This is a genomic window from Streptosporangium sp. NPDC004379 (assembly GCF_042873875.1).
Classification (GTDB): Bacteria; Actinomycetota; Actinomycetes; order Streptosporangiales; family Streptosporangiaceae; genus Streptosporangium.
In genome coordinates this window covers 232,651-247,363 of record NZ_JBIAMC010000006.1, presented here as the reverse complement: position 1 = coordinate 247,363, position 14,713 = coordinate 232,651, and the positions used below count along the sequence as shown (strand labels likewise).

13 protein-coding genes are annotated in these 14,713 nt (G+C 73.0%); 6 read left to right on the top strand and 7 right to left on the bottom strand.

The window, feature by feature from the left end; genetic code table 11:
- Positions 1 to 86: 86 nt before the first annotated feature.
- Positions 87 to 470, bottom strand: a complete 384-nt coding sequence (locus ACFYSC_RS15595; protein ID WP_389961488.1) for a MerR family transcriptional regulator — start codon at positions 468 to 470, stop codon at positions 87 to 89.
- A 91-nt stretch (positions 471 to 561) separates the two neighbouring features.
- Between ACFYSC_RS15595 and ACFYSC_RS15590 the strand changes: the two genes are divergently transcribed.
- Positions 562 to 1,266 carry an SDR family NAD(P)-dependent oxidoreductase gene (locus ACFYSC_RS15590; protein ID WP_389961486.1) on the top strand — a complete coding sequence of 235 codons (705 nt, stop codon included), beginning with the start codon at positions 562 to 564 and terminating at the stop codon, positions 1,264 to 1,266.
- A 140-nt stretch (positions 1,267 to 1,406) separates the two neighbouring features.
- Here the strand turns inward: ACFYSC_RS15590 and ACFYSC_RS15585 are convergent, their stop codons facing one another.
- The 3 genes from ACFYSC_RS15585 to ACFYSC_RS15575 form a co-directional block, all read right to left on the bottom strand.
- Positions 1,407 to 2,291, bottom strand: coding sequence for a pentapeptide repeat-containing protein (locus ACFYSC_RS15585; RefSeq protein ID WP_389961848.1), 885 nt, complete (start codon positions 2,289 to 2,291; stop codon positions 1,407 to 1,409).
- A 481-nt stretch (positions 2,292 to 2,772) separates the two neighbouring features.
- Positions 2,773 to 4,371 carry an ABC-F family ATP-binding cassette domain-containing protein gene (locus tag ACFYSC_RS15580; RefSeq protein WP_389961484.1) on the bottom strand — a complete coding sequence of 533 codons (1,599 nt, stop codon included), beginning with the start codon at positions 4,369 to 4,371 and terminating at the stop codon, positions 2,773 to 2,775.
- Positions 4,372 to 4,650: 279 nt separating this feature from the next.
- Positions 4,651 to 5,157 (bottom strand): DUF1772 domain-containing protein, encoded by a 507-nt coding sequence (locus ACFYSC_RS15575; RefSeq protein WP_389961482.1) that lies wholly within the window; start codon positions 5,155 to 5,157, stop codon positions 4,651 to 4,653.
- A 102-nt stretch (positions 5,158 to 5,259) separates the two neighbouring features.
- On the opposite strand from ACFYSC_RS15575, the gene ACFYSC_RS15570 reads away from it, so the two are divergent.
- Positions 5,260 to 6,246 (top strand): AraC family transcriptional regulator, encoded by a 987-nt coding sequence (locus ACFYSC_RS15570; RefSeq protein WP_389961480.1) that lies wholly within the window; start codon positions 5,260 to 5,262, stop codon positions 6,244 to 6,246.
- Positions 6,247 to 6,547: 301 nt separating this feature from the next.
- Here the strand turns inward: ACFYSC_RS15570 and ACFYSC_RS15565 are convergent, their stop codons facing one another.
- Positions 6,548 to 7,003 carry an Lrp/AsnC family transcriptional regulator gene (locus ACFYSC_RS15565; protein ID WP_389961478.1) on the bottom strand — a complete coding sequence of 152 codons (456 nt, stop codon included), beginning with the start codon at positions 7,001 to 7,003 and terminating at the stop codon, positions 6,548 to 6,550.
- 101 nt (positions 7,004 to 7,104) lie between these two features.
- On the opposite strand from ACFYSC_RS15565, the gene ACFYSC_RS15560 reads away from it, so the two are divergent.
- On the top strand, positions 7,105 to 8,046 hold the full coding sequence (locus ACFYSC_RS15560; RefSeq protein ID WP_389961476.1) for an SMP-30/gluconolactonase/LRE family protein: 942 nt from the start codon (positions 7,105 to 7,107) through the stop codon (positions 8,044 to 8,046).
- Between the two features lie 62 nt (positions 8,047 to 8,108).
- On the opposite strand, the gene ACFYSC_RS15555 is transcribed toward ACFYSC_RS15560, so the two are convergent.
- Positions 8,109 to 8,843, bottom strand: a complete 735-nt coding sequence (locus ACFYSC_RS15555) for an ABC transporter permease (RefSeq protein WP_389961474.1) — start codon at positions 8,841 to 8,843, stop codon at positions 8,109 to 8,111.
- Positions 8,840 to 9,739 carry an ABC transporter ATP-binding protein gene (locus ACFYSC_RS15550; RefSeq protein WP_389961472.1) on the bottom strand — a complete coding sequence of 300 codons (900 nt, stop codon included), beginning with the start codon at positions 9,737 to 9,739 and terminating at the stop codon, positions 8,840 to 8,842. Before ACFYSC_RS15550 ends, ACFYSC_RS15555 begins: the two co-directional genes overlap by 4 nt.
- A gap of 132 nt (positions 9,740 to 9,871) precedes the next feature.
- Between ACFYSC_RS15550 and ACFYSC_RS15545 the strand changes: the two genes are divergently transcribed.
- The 3 genes from ACFYSC_RS15545 (at position 9,872) to ACFYSC_RS15535 (ending at position 14,553) form a co-directional block, all read left to right on the top strand.
- Positions 9,872 to 11,395 carry a sensor histidine kinase gene (locus tag ACFYSC_RS15545; protein ID WP_389961470.1) on the top strand — a complete coding sequence of 508 codons (1,524 nt, stop codon included), beginning with the start codon at positions 9,872 to 9,874 and terminating at the stop codon, positions 11,393 to 11,395.
- Positions 11,396 to 11,397: 2 nt separating this feature from the next.
- Complete coding sequence (locus tag ACFYSC_RS15540; RefSeq protein ID WP_389961846.1) at positions 11,398 to 12,054, top strand: response regulator; 657 nt, start codon at positions 11,398 to 11,400, stop codon at positions 12,052 to 12,054.
- 216 nt (positions 12,055 to 12,270) lie between these two features.
- The gene (locus ACFYSC_RS15535) at positions 12,271 to 14,553 is read left to right on the top strand and encodes a cellulose binding domain-containing protein (protein WP_389961468.1); all 2,283 of its coding nucleotides are present in this window, start codon (positions 12,271 to 12,273) and stop codon (positions 14,551 to 14,553) included.
- Positions 14,554 to 14,713 lie beyond the last annotated feature (160 nt).

Genomic DNA, 14,713 nt, shown 5'->3' with positions numbered 1-14,713 from the left:
CGCCACGGCGACCACGACGCCGGTCGCGCCTCGGCGGCACCCGTGCGGCGGTGCCGGGCTCCCGAGGTCAGGCCCGACGGTCCTGCTCAACGCCGGCCGGACGTGTCGCCGGACTGCCGTGGGACGGCGGCGAGAAGGGCGTCGAGCGCTTGCTGGGACGACCGGAGCCGGGTGATCGCATCCGAGATGCGGCGACGCTCCTGCCGCAGGCTGGTGACCACCCCGGGGCAGGCGGACGGTATGAGCCGTTCGCCTTCGTCGTGAACGCAGTGCAGCAGGCGGGCGATGACCGCGGTGGGCAGGCCGGCGGACAGAAGGACGCGTATACGGCGCACCGTGGCGACGTCCGATTCGGAGTACTCACGGTATCCGTTCGCGAGGCGTAGCGGCCGGAGCAGCCCTTGCTCCTCGTAGTAGCGCAGCAGCCTCCGGCTGGCCCCCGTCCTGTCCGCCAGGGTGCCGATCCGCATGTGACTCCCCCGGGGGTTGACCTTCACATCGATGTGACACCTTAACGTTCCGGTCGTCGGCAATCATCCAGGGAAAGCGGAGGAGCCAACGATGCCGGGAGCAGTGATCATCGGAGCGGGTCCGGGGATCGGCCGTTCGGTCGCATGCCGGTTCGCGCGGGAGGGACTGCCGATCGCCCTCATCGCGCGGACCACCGGAACGCTCACCCATGTGACCGAGGCGGTTTCCTCCTTCGGCGTGCCGACCGTCTCGCTGACCGCCGACAGCACCGACGAGACGGCGTTGCGCGCCGCTCTCGACACGGCGGCCGAGGAGTTCGGCATCCCTGACGTGGTGGTCTACAACGCGGCGATCATCCAGCCGGACCGGGCCGGGGATCTGAGCGGCCGCGACCACCTGGACGCCTGGGCGGTCAACGTGGTCGGAGCAATCACCGCCGCCGCCCACGTCGCACCGGCGATGGCCCGGCGCGGAAGCGGTTCGTTCATCATCACCGGCGGAATGCCCGAGCCGAAGCCGCAGTATGTCAGCCTCTCACTGGGCAAGGCGGGGGTGCGAACCCTGGTGGTCCTGCTCGACCAGGAATACGGACGCTCCGGCGTCCACGTCGCCGGCGTCACCGTGGACGGTCCCGTGGCCCCGGGTACGGCCTTCGACCCCGACGACATCGCCGAGCACTACTGGAGGCTGCACACCCAGCCGCGACACCGATGGCAACGGGAGGTCCTCCACAGCGATCCCGGCGTCATCGGGGACGAAGCCATCGCGGACGGCCCCGCTCCGCTCTCCCGGTGATCGATGCCGGCGGGCATCGCGGTATCGGGGCCCGATCACGGGCCGGGAACGGGTCCGGCGGGTCATGCGCGGCCGGGGCGAGATCCTGCTTTCGCCGGGATGCGGGCCGTACAGCGGGCGCGCACAGCGGTGTCCGTGCGTCAGCGGGCCGCGGCCTCGGCGGCGGGTGACCAGTGCGCCGGATGGGTGAGCGCCGGCGGCAGCTTCGTGGTGGCGTCGCCCCGGGCCGCGTCGAGCTGCGACTGGATGAGGAAGATGCTCCCGGTGAGGTCCGCGCCGCGCAGGTCGGCGCCGCGCAGGTCCGCGCCGATGAGGTCGGCCCCGCGCAGATCGCCGCCGCGCAGGTCCGCGCCGATGAGGTAGGCGCCCCTGAGACTGGCCCCGCGCAGGTCCGCCCCCCTGAGTCTGGCGCCGATGAGGTCCGCCCCGCGGAGGTCCTTCCCCGGGCCCTTGCCCGCGCCCCTGCCCTGGCTCTTGCCCCGGCCCTTGCTCCGGCTCTTTCCGGCTCCGCCGTCCCGCGCCGGGGCGTCCGCACGGGCCAGTTCGCTCGCGCGCAGCAGCAGGGCGTTGACGTCCCGCCGGTGGGCCTCCAGGTCCAGCTCCAGCAGCGCCTCCGGATCGGTGTGGGTGAGGCGCTCGGTCTCGTCGAGCGCGCGGCCGAGCTCGGCGTGGATCGGGCGGGCAGGGCGCAGGGCGAGCGCCTCCGTGAGGTACCACAGCAGCTCGTGGAGCTGCCGCATGACCGGGAACACCTCGAACATCCGGCCGGCCGTCTCCGGGAACCGCCGCCAGTCGCGTCCGCCGAAGGTGACCTGGGAGATCTTCTGGCCGGCTCCGAAGCAGTCGAAGACGGTGCAGCCGGTGAACCCCCGCTTCCTGAGGTCGCGGTGGATGCCGCAGCGGAAGTCGTCCCGGAGGTTGGGGCAGGCCTTCCCGGCGGGTTTGTCGATGGCGAAGTCGGAGGAGGCGGCGAAGGCCGGGGCGACGCAGCACAGCGCGAAGCACCGCTCGCAGTCGGCGCGCAGGTCCCGGCGGCCGGGCCGGCCCACAGGCGCCGGAGCGCCCGGGCCGCCGGGAGCGTCAGAAGCAGCCGGAGCCCCCGGAGTACCCGGGATGCCCGGGATGCCCGGGGCGGCCTGGACGTCGGGTCGGGGCTCGGCGTGTTCGCGCTGCTCGGACAACGTGGGTGATCTCCTGCCGGGCCGGACGGCCCACCGCGGCGTGCTCGGGTCGGGCCCGGCATCCCGTCCGGGGCGGACGGTGTCCTCGCGGACGGCGGACCCGCGAAAAGGGCGGCCGGTTCCACCGGGCTCACCGGCTGAAGGGTACCCCCGGAGACCGCGCGGCCGTTCATCCGGCCTCCCCGCCCCAGGGCTCCGTCCCGCCTCCCGGTGTGTGCGCCGGGAGGCGGGACGGGACCGGGCGGCGGGACGGCGGGTCAGAGCGCTCACTCACCGGCGGCTACAGGCACCGAGTCCGCCCGAACAGCCGACCCGGCGGCTCCCGTCAGTCGAGCGGCACCAGGCCGGCGTAGCCGGGCGACCAGAGGTCCTCGACGCCGTCGGGCAGCAGCAGGACCCGGTCGGGTTCGAGCGCCTCGACCGCTCCCTCGTCATGGGTGACGAGCACGATGGCCCCGCGGTAGCCGCGGATCGCGCCGAGGATCTCCTGCCGTGAGGCCGGGTCGAGGTTGTTGGTGGGTTCGTCGAGCAGCAGCACGTTGGCGCTGGAGCAGACCAGAGTGGCCAGGGCGAGCCGGGTCCTCTCCCCGCCGGACAGCACTCCCGCCGGCTTGCCGGCGTCGTCGCCGGAGAACAGGAACGAACCGAGGATCCGCCGGGCCTCGCCGTCGGTGAGGTGCGGCGCGGTGCCCGCCAGGTTCTCCCGGACCGAACGCGTGAGGTCCAGCGTTTCGTGCTCCTGGGCGTAGTAGCCCAGGCGGAGCCCGTGCCCGTGGACGACCGCGCCGATGTCGGGCCGCTCGCGTCCCGCCAGGATCCGCAGCAGGGTCGTCTTGCCCGCGCCGTTCAGGCCCAGGACGACCACCCGGCTGCCGCGGTCCACGGCCAGGTCGACGCCGGTGAAGACCTCCAGCGAGCCGTAGGACTTGGACAGGCCGGTCGCGGTGAGGGGGGTCCTGCCGCAGGAGGCCGGTTCGGGCAGCCGGATCCGGGCGACCTTGGCGGCGCGCCGTTCGGGTTCGAGGTCGGAGAGCATGCGGTGGGCCCGGCGGGCCATGTTCTTCGCCGCGCTCGCCGTACCGACGCTGGCGCGCATCCTGTCCGCCTGGGCGAGGAGGGAGCCGGCCTTGCGTTCGGCGTTCACCCGTTCGCGCCTGCGCCGCCGCTCGTCGGTCTCGCGCTGGGTGAGGTACGCGCGCCAGCCGACGTTGTGGACGTCGATGACGGCGCGGTCGGCGTCCAGGTGGAAGACCCGGTTGACGGTCGCCTCCAGCAGTCCGGTGTCATGGCTGATCATGATCAGCCCGCCCCGGTAGGAGGCGAGGAAGTCGCGCAGCCACCCGATCGAGTCGGCGTCGAGGTGGTTGGTGGGTTCGTCGAGGAGCAGCGTGTCGTGGCCGGCGAACAGGACGCGGGCCAGCTCGACCCTTCTGCGCTGCCCGCCGGACAGGGTGCCCAGCGGCTGGGCGAGCACCCGGCCGGGCAGTCCGAGGCCGGACGCCGCCTGGGCGGCCTCGGCCTCCGCGGCGTACCCGCCGCGGGCGAGGAACTCCTCCTCGGCACGGACGTAGGCCCGCATCGCCCTCTCCCGGGCCGTCCGGTCGTCAGAGGCCATCGCGAGCTCGGCGGCGCGCAGCGAGCGGACGACCTCGTCGAGGCCGCGGGCGGACAGGATGCGGTCCCGCGCGGTGACGCCCAGGTCACCCGTCCGGGGGTCCTGGGGGAGGTGCCCGACGGAACCGACGACGGTCACGGCGCCGGTGGCGGGCTGTTCCTCACCGGCGAGGATCCTCGTCAGCGTGGTCTTGCCGGCACCGTTCCGGCCGACCAGGCCGATCCTGTCGCCGGGGGAGACGCGGAAGGAGGCGCCGGAGAGCAGGGTGCGGGCGCCGACGCGGACATGGACATCGCTTACGGTAAGCATGGAGATACGCTCCGGATTCGCTCAAGGACACAGGAAGGACGCGGAACCTGTGTCCGAGCTAGGAGATCCGGGGCGAAGCCATGCCGGTCATCTTAGGAAGGGGCCGGCCGCGGCGTCGAAGGGTTTTCCGTCGCCGGGCGTTCTCCCGGCGCCGTTCCCCGAGGCGGCGCGCCCGCCGGGCCTCCGGCATCCCGCCGTGCGGCCCCTTCCCGCTTCGCCCGGACGGTCTGCGCGATGCCCTGCGTGACCCGATCCGGGCGGCCCCCGTGCGCTCCGCCCCTACGCCCCTACGCCCGGGGCGGCCGACGCCCCGTGGACCACCAGGGCCCAGGCGAGGCAGCCGAAGGCCGCCGTCGACGCCGCCGCACGGACGACGTTCCAGCGCACCCACGCCGCCTCGAACTGCTCGCGCGCCGCCGCGAGGTCACCGGTTCCGGCCGCGGCGAGCCGGTCGTTGAGCGGCACGCTGACCGCGAAGGTGACGGCCAGGACGAGGCCGTACAGCAGGAGGGCGGCCACGATCCAGGGCAGCACGCCCCGGCCGTCCCCGCGCAGGTGCAGCGCCGCCGCCAGCAGGGTCAGCACCAGCGCGCCGCCGAAGGCGAGGGCGAACCAGCCGTTGAGGATGGCCACGTTGATCTGACGCATGGCCTCGACGAAGGTACGGTCGCCGCCGCGGCCCAGGCCGGGCATGACCGCGTAGGCGAAGGCGGCGAACAGGCCGGCCGTGAGGCCCATGGCGAGGGTGGACGCGATCAGGGCGGCGCTTCTGAACAACTCGAACATCACTTTCTCCGTAAGACCGACTGCCTCCAGTGAAGCCGTTCCGGGTGAGACTCTCCATGCTCGGGAAGCGCAGTTCCATATTCACTCGTCTAGCGTGGAGGCATGGACGCACTCGCCGGGCTGCTGGACGGGCCGCGGGCCCACCGGGCCTTCCTGCTGCGCTCGATCCTGGATCCCCCGTGGTCCCTGCGGATCCAGGATGAGGCGCCGCTCACCCTGGTCACCGTGACGCGGGGCCGGGCGTGGATGATCCCCGACGACGGTGAGGCCGTACGGCTGGACGCGGGGGACGTCGCGATAGCGCGCGGGCCCGAGCCCTACACGGTCGCCGACGACCCGGCCACCCCCTGGCAGGTGGTGATCCATCCGGGCCAGCGCTGCACCACCCTGGGCGGCGAGCCGCTGGAGGAGGAGATGGGCCTCGGCGTGCGCACCTGGGGCAACGGCCCCGGCGGATCGACGGTGCTGCTCACCGGCACCTACCAGCTGCGAGGGGAGGTCAGCGGGCGTCTGCTCGCGGCGCTGCCGCCGATGCTGGTCCTCCCGGGGGAGGCCCGCGACCATCCCCTGACCGCGCTGCTCGACCGGGAGATCGCCAAAGACGACCCGGGCCAGGAGGCCGTCCTCGACCGGCTGCTCGACCTGCTCCTCATCACCGTGCTGCGGACGTGGTTCTCCCGGCCCGAGGCGGAGGCCCCGGCCTGGTACCGGGCGCACGCCGACCCGGTGGTCGGCCGCGCGCTGCGGATGATCCACAACGACCCGGCCCACCCCTGGACCGTGGCCGGGCTGGCCGCCGGGACCGGAGTGTCCCGGGCGTCGCTGGCACGCCGCTTCACCGAGCTGGTCGGCGAGCCGCCCATGACGTTCCTCACCGGCTGGCGGCTGGCCCTGGCCGCCGACCTGCTGCGCGAGACCGACGCCACCGTCGGCGCGGTGGCCCGGCAGGTCGGTTACGGCGGTCCGTTCGCTCTCAGTGCCGCCTTCAAGCGCGTGCTCGGCGTCAGCCCGCAGCGGTACCGCGAGGCGGGAGCCCCCGGGACCGGAGAGACCGGAGCCGCGACCGCGGCCGGGCGGCCGGGTGCGTGACGAACCGGGCGGCCGGGTGCGTGACGATCCGACGGCCGGGTGCGTGACGACCGGACGCGTGCGGGCGGGACGGCCGTCCGTGAGGGCGTGAACGGAGAGCCGCCGGAGGTCTCCGGGGAGGGCCGGGCCGCTCAGGGGATCGGGGCCGTCAGGGGATCGTGGCCGTTGGAGGGCCGGAGGCGTCAGGGGACCGGGACCGTCGGAGGGCCGGGGCCGTCAAGTCGTGGGCCGAGAGTCACATCGCGCAGGTGTGCGCCGCCCGCGAGTCCCACGACCGCGGATCCGAGGTGCCCCAGGAGCGTCAGGGCCGGTCGCCGCGGGGGTCGAGGGGGCGCTCGAAGAAGGTCTCCAGCACCACCACGGTCCGGGTGCCGGTGACGCCGGGCACCTCGTGCAGGTGTCTCAGCACGGCCTGCAGGTCCTCGGTGCTGGAGGTGCGCACCTTCACGAGCAGCGAGGCGGATCCGGCGACGACGTGGGCCTCCTCGATCCAGGGGAGCGCGGCCAGCGCCTCCGCCGTCTCCGTGCCGCCCACCCACGCGTTGGCGTCGATCATCACGAACGCGGCCACGCCCTTGCCCACCGCCGCCGGGTCGACCTCCACCGAGGTCCGTCTGATCACTCCGCGCCGGCGGAGCTTGCGCACGCGCTCGTGGGTGGCGCCGCTGGACAGCCCGACGGCCTCGCCGAGCGCCGCGTAGGACCGGGTGGCGTCGGCCTGGAGCAGGGCGAGGAGTTCGCGGTCGATGTCGTCCACGATGACATCGTAGCGCCGAACCAAAGTCTGTATTTCGTAACTTGACCGAATGGTGTCCTGTGAGATTAGGTTCGCACAGGATGCCATTCGGAGGGTGTGACATGGAAGTGATCGAGGCGCGGTTCGAGGTCCTGGACGACCGGTTCCGGGCGTGCCGGGGCGACGACCGCATCGAGCGGCTCGCCACGGGCTGCCGCTGGGCCGAGGGCCCGGTCTACTTCCCCGCGGGCCGGTACCTGCTCTGGAGCGACATCCCCAACGACCGGATGCTCCGCTGGGACGAGACGACCGGCGCGGTCGGCACGTTCCGGCAGCCCGCCGGTCACGCCAACGGCCACACCGTCGACCGCGAGGGCCGGCTGGTCTCCTGCGAGCAGGGGAACCGCCGGGTCACCAGGACCGAGCACGACGGCTCCGTCACGGTCATCGCCGACCGGTGGCGGGGGCGGAGGCTGAACAGCCCCAACGACGTGGTGGTGCGGTCGGACGGCTCGGTCTGGTTCACCGATCCGTCCTACGGCATCGACAGCGACTACGAGGGGCACCGGGCGGAGAGCGAGATCGGCGCCTGCCACGTCTACCGGGTGGACCCGGTCACAGGGGAGGCCGCGATCGTGGCCGACGACTTCGTCCGCCCCAACGGCCTGGCGTTCTCCCCCGACGAGTCGGTGCTCTACGTCGTCGACACCAGGGCCGGTCACCTGCGGGCGTTCGAGGTGGGCGAGGACGGCGCGCTCACGGGCGGCGCGGTGCTCGCCACCTGCTCCTCCGGGGTCTTCGACGGCCTCCGCGTGGACACCGGCGGGCGGATCTGGGCCGCGGCCGGGGACGGCGTGCACTGCTTCGACCCGGACGGCACGCTGATCGGGAAGATCCGCTTCCCCGAGGCGGTGTCCAACCTGTGCTTCGGCGGCGCCAAGCGCAACCTGCTGCTCGTCACCGCCACCACCTCGCTCTACTCGATCATGCTGACCGTCAACGGCGCCACCCGGCCCGCGGCCCCGGGTCGCCGCGACCAGGCCGGCGCCGTCCCGGTGCCGTGACCGGGGCGGCACGATCCGGGAGGGCGGCGTGACCGGGGTGGCGACGCCGGTACCCGCCCGCGTCACTCCCACCGGAACAGCCGTGCCGCCACCGCGCCCGTGACCAGTACGGTCACCGCCATCACCGCCAGGTGCAGCGGCTGCGGCGCGTGACCCGCCCAGGTGTCGCGGATCGCCTGGCCGAACGGAGCCATCGGCAGGAAGTCGCCGATCCGCCGGAGCAGGTCCGGCATCAGCTCGCGGGGGATCCACATGCCCGCCATGAACAGGAGCGGGAACATCAGCAGCGAGCCGATCCCGGGCGCGACCTTCGCGTTGGGCGCGACCGCGGCGATCAGCAGGCCGAGGCCGAACACCGAGGCGGTGCCGAGCACGAACACGACCGCGAACGCCGGGAGGTTCCCGGGCACGGCCACGCCGAGGAACAGGTGACCCAGCGTGATCAGCAGGGCGGTGGCGACGACCGCCACCGCGAGGTTGTTCACCACCTGGGCGACCAGCAGCCGGACCGGGCTGACCGGGGTGGTGGACATGCGGCGCAGCACGCCCCTCTCCCGGTAGGCGACCAGCGTGCCCGGCAGCACCGACAGCGCCATCGTGGCCACCGACAGGATCACCATCATGCCGGGGAGCTGGGTGTCGATGACCCGCTGGCCGCCCATCGCCGGGTCCGGCTCGCCGAAGCCGGGGATGCTGCCCAGCCCCAGCAGGAGCGCCAGCGGGAGCAGGATGGCGAAGATCGGCCCGGCCGGATCGCGGAGGAAGAGCTTGGCCTCGGTGATGATCATCTTGTTCATGCGGAGATCTTCTTTCCGGTCAGTGCGAGGAAGGCGTCGTCGAGGCCGGCCTGATCGACCCGCAGGTCGGCGGGCGTGACACCGGCGGCGGACAGGGCGGAGACGACCGCTGGGAGGAGGTCGCCGGTGCCGGAGACCTCGATCCGGCCTCCCTCGTGCCGAACCCCGGTCACCTCCGGAAGGGCGCGGAGCGCCGCGTCGTCGAACGGGCGGGAGGGCCGGAACCGTACGCGCTGCGGGCTGCCGATCCGCGACACCAGCCCCTCCGGGCTGTCGAGGGCCACCACCTTGCCCGCGTCGATCAGCGCGAGCCGGTCGCAGAGCCGTTCGGCCTCCTCCATGAAGTGGGTGACCAGCACGATCGTCACCCCGTCGGCGCGGACCTGCTCGATGAGCTCCCAGGTGTCGCGGCGGGCCTGCGGGTCCAGACCCGTGGTCAGCTCGTCGAGGATCGCCACGCGGGGCCGGCCGACCAGCGCCAGGGCGATGGACAGCCGCTGCTGCTGGCCGCCGGAGAGCTTGCCGTAGTGGGCGTCCCGCCTGGCGGTGAGCCCGACCCGCTCCAGCAGCTCGTCGGTGTCGGCGGGCGCCGGGTAGAAGGAGGCGTACAGGTCGAGTGCCTCCCACACCTTGATCTTGTCCGGGAGCGCGGAGCTCTGCAGCTGCACGCCCAGGTTCCTCCTGACCTCGGCGCGGTCCAGGCCGCCGAGCACCCGTACGGTGCCGGAGTCGGGGGCGCGCAGGCCCGCCACGCACTCGACGGTGGTGGTCTTGCCCGCGCCGTTGGGGCCGAGGACGCCGAAGATCTCGCCCTCCTCGACGGTGAACGAGACGCCGTCCACCACGTTCCTGCCGCGGTATCCCTTGCGGAGATCGCTGACTTCGATGACCTTCATGACGACGACGTTAGGAATCCGGCGGATCGGGCGGAATCCGGCTGGGCACCCGGCGGGGTGTACCCAGCCACACCCCGCGGAGTGCGGCCGGCTTCATTGGGCGGACGGCGCCGATCGTCCACACTGTCAGACATGAGACGACACGCGGTGACGTTCGGCCGGGCCCTGGCCCTGGGAGGCATGGCCCTGACGGACGTCCTCCTGCTCGCGGCGGCCCTGGTGACCGCCGTTCTCGCCTCTCTGGGCCTGGTCTTCTTCTTCATGCCCATGGTCGGTCTGGTCAGGCGCCGAGCCATGCTCGCCAGACGTCTGACCGGCACGTGGCTGGGCGTCGTGACGGAACCGCCCTACCTGCCGCCCCCGCCCCCTCCCCGGCCCCAGCCCGACGGCTGGTACCGCTACGAGCGCCAGCTCTACAAGACGCCGCGGTGGCCCGCGTGGCACGAGCGCTGGAAGTGGATGTTCACCGACCCGGCCACCTGGCGGGACCTGGCCTGGCTCTCCCTGAACCCGATCGTCGGCGGAAGCCTGCTGTCGCTGCCTCTCGCCGCGGTCTGGTGCGGTCTGGACCTGCTGGGGCGCTGGACACCCCTGACGGTGCCGTCGGGAGTCGTCGTCGCCGTGGCCGGGGTGGCCGCGGTGCCCTGGCTGCTGCGCCTCTACGGCTGGTGGACCCGCCTGTGCCTCGCGCCCACCGCCAGGTCCGTCCTGGCCGGGCGGGTCCGGCGGCTCGACCAGCTCAGGACGGAGACGGCCGACTCCCAGGCGGCCGAGCTGCGGCGGATCGAGCGCGACCTGCACGACGGCGCACAGGCCCGGCTGGTGGCCATGGGCATGACGCTGGGCGCGGTCGAGGAGCTGATGGACTCGGACCCCGAGGCGGCCAAGGCCCTGCTCGCCAAGACGCGCGAGGCGTCGTCGGTGGCGCTCACCGAGCTGCGCGCCCTGGTCAGGGGCATCCACCCGCCGGTCCTGGCCGAACGCGGCCTCGGCGACGCCGTACGCGCCATGGCGCTGGACAGCCCGCTGAAGGTCACGGTCACCGCGAACCTGAGCAGGCGGTCCCCGGCGCCCGTCGAGTCGGCGATCTACTTCTCGATCAGCGAACTGCTCACCAACGCGGCCCGGCACGGAGGCGCGGACCGCGTGTGGATCGACATCGGCGTCCGGGACGGGTCGCTGCGGGTGACCGTCACCGACGACGGCTCGGGAGGCGCCGACCCCGCCCGGGGCAGCGGCCTGCGCGGGATCGAGCGGCGGCTGGCGGCCTTCGACGGGGTGCTCGCGCTGAACAGCCCGCCCGGCGGCCCGACCACGGCCACCATCGACCTCCCGATCGAGGGGAGCGGGGACGCGCCCGAGGGCGGGCCGGCGCCGAAGGGCTGGCGGCTCGCCGTGCTGGTCCTGGGCTGGGGGCTGGGCTGGCTCCCCCTGTTCCCGCAGGGCCTGGTCGCGATGTGCATGAAGATCTTCGGATCCGACGCGAAGAGCTGGTTCCTCGCCCTCCACCTGCCCGAGCCCTGGCAGTGGCCGATGATCGTCTTCAACATCCTCCTCGGCCTGACCATGTACGGCGCGGCCATGGTGATCACCTCCGCGCACTCCCACCGGCGGCTGATCGAACGGGCCGGCCCGGCCCTAGGGTTGGACGGGTGAGCCTGCGAATCGTCATCGCCGAGGACCTCCACCTGCTGAGGGAGGGCCTTGTCCATCTGCTCCAGGCCCACGGGTTCGAGGTCGTCGCGGCCGTCGAGAGCGGCCCCGAGCTGCTGCGGGCGCTGGTCGCCGAGCGCCCCGACGTCGCCGTGGTGGACGTACGGCTGCCGCCCACGTTCACCGACGAGGGCCTCCAGGCCGCGCTGGCCGCCCGCAGGGAGGTCTCCGGCCTGCCGGTGCTCGTGCTGTCCCAGCACGTCGAGCAGTTGTACGCGCGCGAGCTGCTCGCCGATGGCTCCGGCGGGATCGGCTACCTCCTCAAGGACCGGGTGTTCAACGCCGGGCAGTTCGTCGACGCGGTCCGCCGGGTCGCCGGCGGGGGCACCGCGATGGACCCCGAGGTGATCGCCAAGCTTCTGGCCAGCAACGCCCGGCACGAGCCGCTGGGCGCGCTGACCCCGCGGGAGCGGGAGGTGCTTTCCCTGATGGCCGAGGGGCGCTCCAACGCCGCCATCTCCCAGCGCCTGTACCTCAGCGAGAGCGCGGTCGGCAAGCACACGGCGAGCATCTTCGGCAAGCTCGGCCTCGCCCCGTCGGACGACGACAACCGCAGGGTCCTCGCTGTCCTGGCCTATCTCGACGCGGCCCGGGACCTGTGAAACTTTCGGCCCGTCCCCGGGCGCGGGGCCGGGCCGTCCGGCGGAACGCCGCAGCTCACGGGGCGGTGCGGGGCGGCGCCGGCCCGCCGTACGGCGCCGGCCCGGCCGGAGGGGTGGCGCGCCGGCGACCGATGGCGGTTTGATCGGCCTTTGAAAACGCTTTCCGACACCGTGGTCGTCGAAGCGCTTCCATCCGATCAGCCGCAGGGGTGAAGAATGCACAGACAGCACGGACCATCCCTCCGTCACGCGCTCGCCGCCTGTTCGGTGGCCGGGGTCGCGCTCGCCGCCGGCCTGCAACCGGTCACGGCGCACGCCGCGGCGGGCTGCCGCGTCGACTACGCCGTCACCTCCCAGTGGGGCGGAGGCTTCACGGGCGACGTGAAGGTGACCAACCTCGGCGACCCGGTCAACGGCTGGACGCTGACCTGGAGCTTCTCCGCCGGACAGCAGGTGACGCAGGCGTGGAACGCGACCGTCACCCAGAGCGGCTCCCAGGTGACGGCCAAGGACGCCGGATACAACGCGGCGCTGGCCACCGGCGCCGCCGCGACGTTCGGGTTCAACGGCTCCCTGACCGGTTCGGCCAATCCCGTCCCGGCGGCGTTCGCGCTCAACGGCGTCGCCTGCACCGGCTCCACCGGTCCCACGGCCACCCCCACCGCGACGCCGACCGTGACGCCCACGGCGACGCCGACGGCCACTCCCACGGTGACCCCGACGGCGACCCCCACGACGCCGCCCGCGGGAGCACGGCAGGTGGAGGACCTCGACCGTGGACTGATCAGCGCCCGGTCGGGCACCGGCAACTTCGTCGCGTGGCGGCTGCTCGGCACCGACCCGGCGAACGTGGCCTTCAACCTCTACCGGGGCGGGACGAAGGTCAACACCACCCCCATCACCGGCTCGACGAACCACTTCGACGCCGGCGCCGCGGCCGACGCGTCGTACACCGTGCGCCCGGTCGTCGACGGCGTCGAGCAGGCGGCCTCCGGAGCGTCCCTCCGCTTCACCGGCGGCGACTACCTCGACGTGCCGATCCAGCCGCCCTCCGGCGGCACCACCCAGGACGGCGTCGCCTACACCTACGCGGCCAACGACGCCAGCGTGGGAGACCTCGACGGCGACGGCCGCTACGAGTTCGTCCTCAAGTGGGACCCGACCAACTCCAAGGACAACTCCCAGTCCGGTTACACCGGAAACGTCTACGTCGACGCCTACCGCCTCGACGGCAGCCGGATGTGGCGGATCGACCTCGGGCGCAACATCCGCGCCGGCGCGCACTACACGCAGTTCCAGGTCTACGACTACGACGGGGACGGCCGCGCCGAGGTCGCGATGAAGACCGCCGACGGCACGGTCGACGGCGCCGGCCGGACGATCGGCAACGCCTCGGCCGACCACCGCAACTCCAGCGGCTACGTCCTGTCCGGCCCCGAGTACCTCACCATGTTCGACGGGCGGAGCGGCGCGGCCCTGTCCACCGTGAACTACGACCCGCCGCGCGGCACGGTCTCGTCGTGGGGGGACTCCTACGGCAACCGCGTCGACCGCTTCCTGGCCGCCACCGCCTACCTGGACGGCTCGCGGCCGTCTCTGATCATGTCGCGCGGCTACTACACCCGCGCCGTCATCGCGGCCTGGGACTTCCGCAACGGCTCGCTGGTCGAGCGGTGGAAGTTCGACAGCGACAGCGCCGGAAGCCAGTACCGCGGCCAGGGCAACCACAACCTCTCGGTCGCCGACGTCGACTCCGACGGCAGGGACGAGATCGTGTTCGGCGCGATGGCGATCGACGACAACGGCCGGGCGCTGTGGAACAACGGCTACGGGCACGGCGACGCGCTGCACGTCGGCGACCTCGACCCCTCCCGGGCCGGGCTGGAGGTCTTCAAGATCTCCGAGGACACGAGCAAGCCCGCCGCGTGGTTCGCCGACGCCGCCACCGGCAGGGCCCTGTGGAGCAACGCCTCCTGCGGCTGCGACAACGGCCGCGGCGTGTCGGCCGACGTGTGGGCGGGCAGCCCCGGCGCCGAGTCCTGGTCGGCGGCCGTGGACGGCGTCTACGACACCAGGGGCCGGAACGTCGGCCGCAAGCCCTCCTCGATGAACTTCCTCGCCTGGTGGGACGCCGACCCGGTCCGTGAACTGCTGGACGGCACGCGCATCGACAAGTACGGCACGAGCGGCGAGAGCCGCCTGCTGACCGCGAGCGGCGTGCACTCCAACAACGGCACCAAGTCCACCCCGTCGCTGTCGGGCGACCTGTTCGGCGACTGGCGGGAGGAGGTCGTCTGGCCGACCACCGACAACAGGGCGCTCCGGATCCACACCACCACCGCGGTCACCGACCGGCGGATCCACACGCTCATGCACGACACCCAGTACCGGGTGGCGATCGCCTGGCAGAACACCGCCTACAACCAGCCGCCGCATCCGAGCTTCTTCATCGGGGACGGCATGGCCACCCCGCCGCGGCCCAACGTGTACGTGCGGTAGACGGACGCCGGACCGGAGGACGCGTCCGGTGAGAGCACCCGGCCCGGTGCTCTCACCGGGCCTCCGGCTCCTCACCGGACATCCGTTCCCGCAAAGGGCATCCGTTCCCCCAAAGACTCCGGCTCCGCCCAGGAGCCGCCCGGCTTCCGGGAAGCACCGG

Coding starts and splice junctions, on each gene's coding strand:
- ACFYSC_RS15595 (WP_389961488.1), bottom strand. CDS start 470: ATGCGGATCGGCACCCTGGCGGACAGGACGGGGGCCAGCCGGAGGCTG.
- ACFYSC_RS15590 (WP_389961486.1), top strand. CDS start 562: ATGCCGGGAGCAGTGATCATCGGAGCGGGTCCGGGGATCGGCCGTTCG.
- ACFYSC_RS15580 (WP_389961484.1), bottom strand. CDS start 4,371: ATGCTTACCGTAAGCGATGTCCATGTCCGCGTCGGCGCCCGCACCCTG.
- ACFYSC_RS15575 (WP_389961482.1), bottom strand. CDS start 5,157: ATGTTCGAGTTGTTCAGAAGCGCCGCCCTGATCGCGTCCACCCTCGCC.
- ACFYSC_RS15570 (WP_389961480.1), top strand. CDS start 5,260: ATGGACGCACTCGCCGGGCTGCTGGACGGGCCGCGGGCCCACCGGGCC.
- ACFYSC_RS15560 (WP_389961476.1), top strand. CDS start 7,105: ATGGAAGTGATCGAGGCGCGGTTCGAGGTCCTGGACGACCGGTTCCGG.
- ACFYSC_RS15555 (WP_389961474.1), bottom strand. CDS start 8,843: ATGAACAAGATGATCATCACCGAGGCCAAGCTCTTCCTCCGCGATCCG.
- ACFYSC_RS15550 (WP_389961472.1), bottom strand. CDS start 9,739: ATGAAGGTCATCGAAGTCAGCGATCTCCGCAAGGGATACCGCGGCAGG.
- ACFYSC_RS15545 (WP_389961470.1), top strand. CDS start 9,872: ATGAGACGACACGCGGTGACGTTCGGCCGGGCCCTGGCCCTGGGAGGC.
- ACFYSC_RS15535 (WP_389961468.1), top strand. CDS start 12,271: ATGCACAGACAGCACGGACCATCCCTCCGTCACGCGCTCGCCGCCTGT.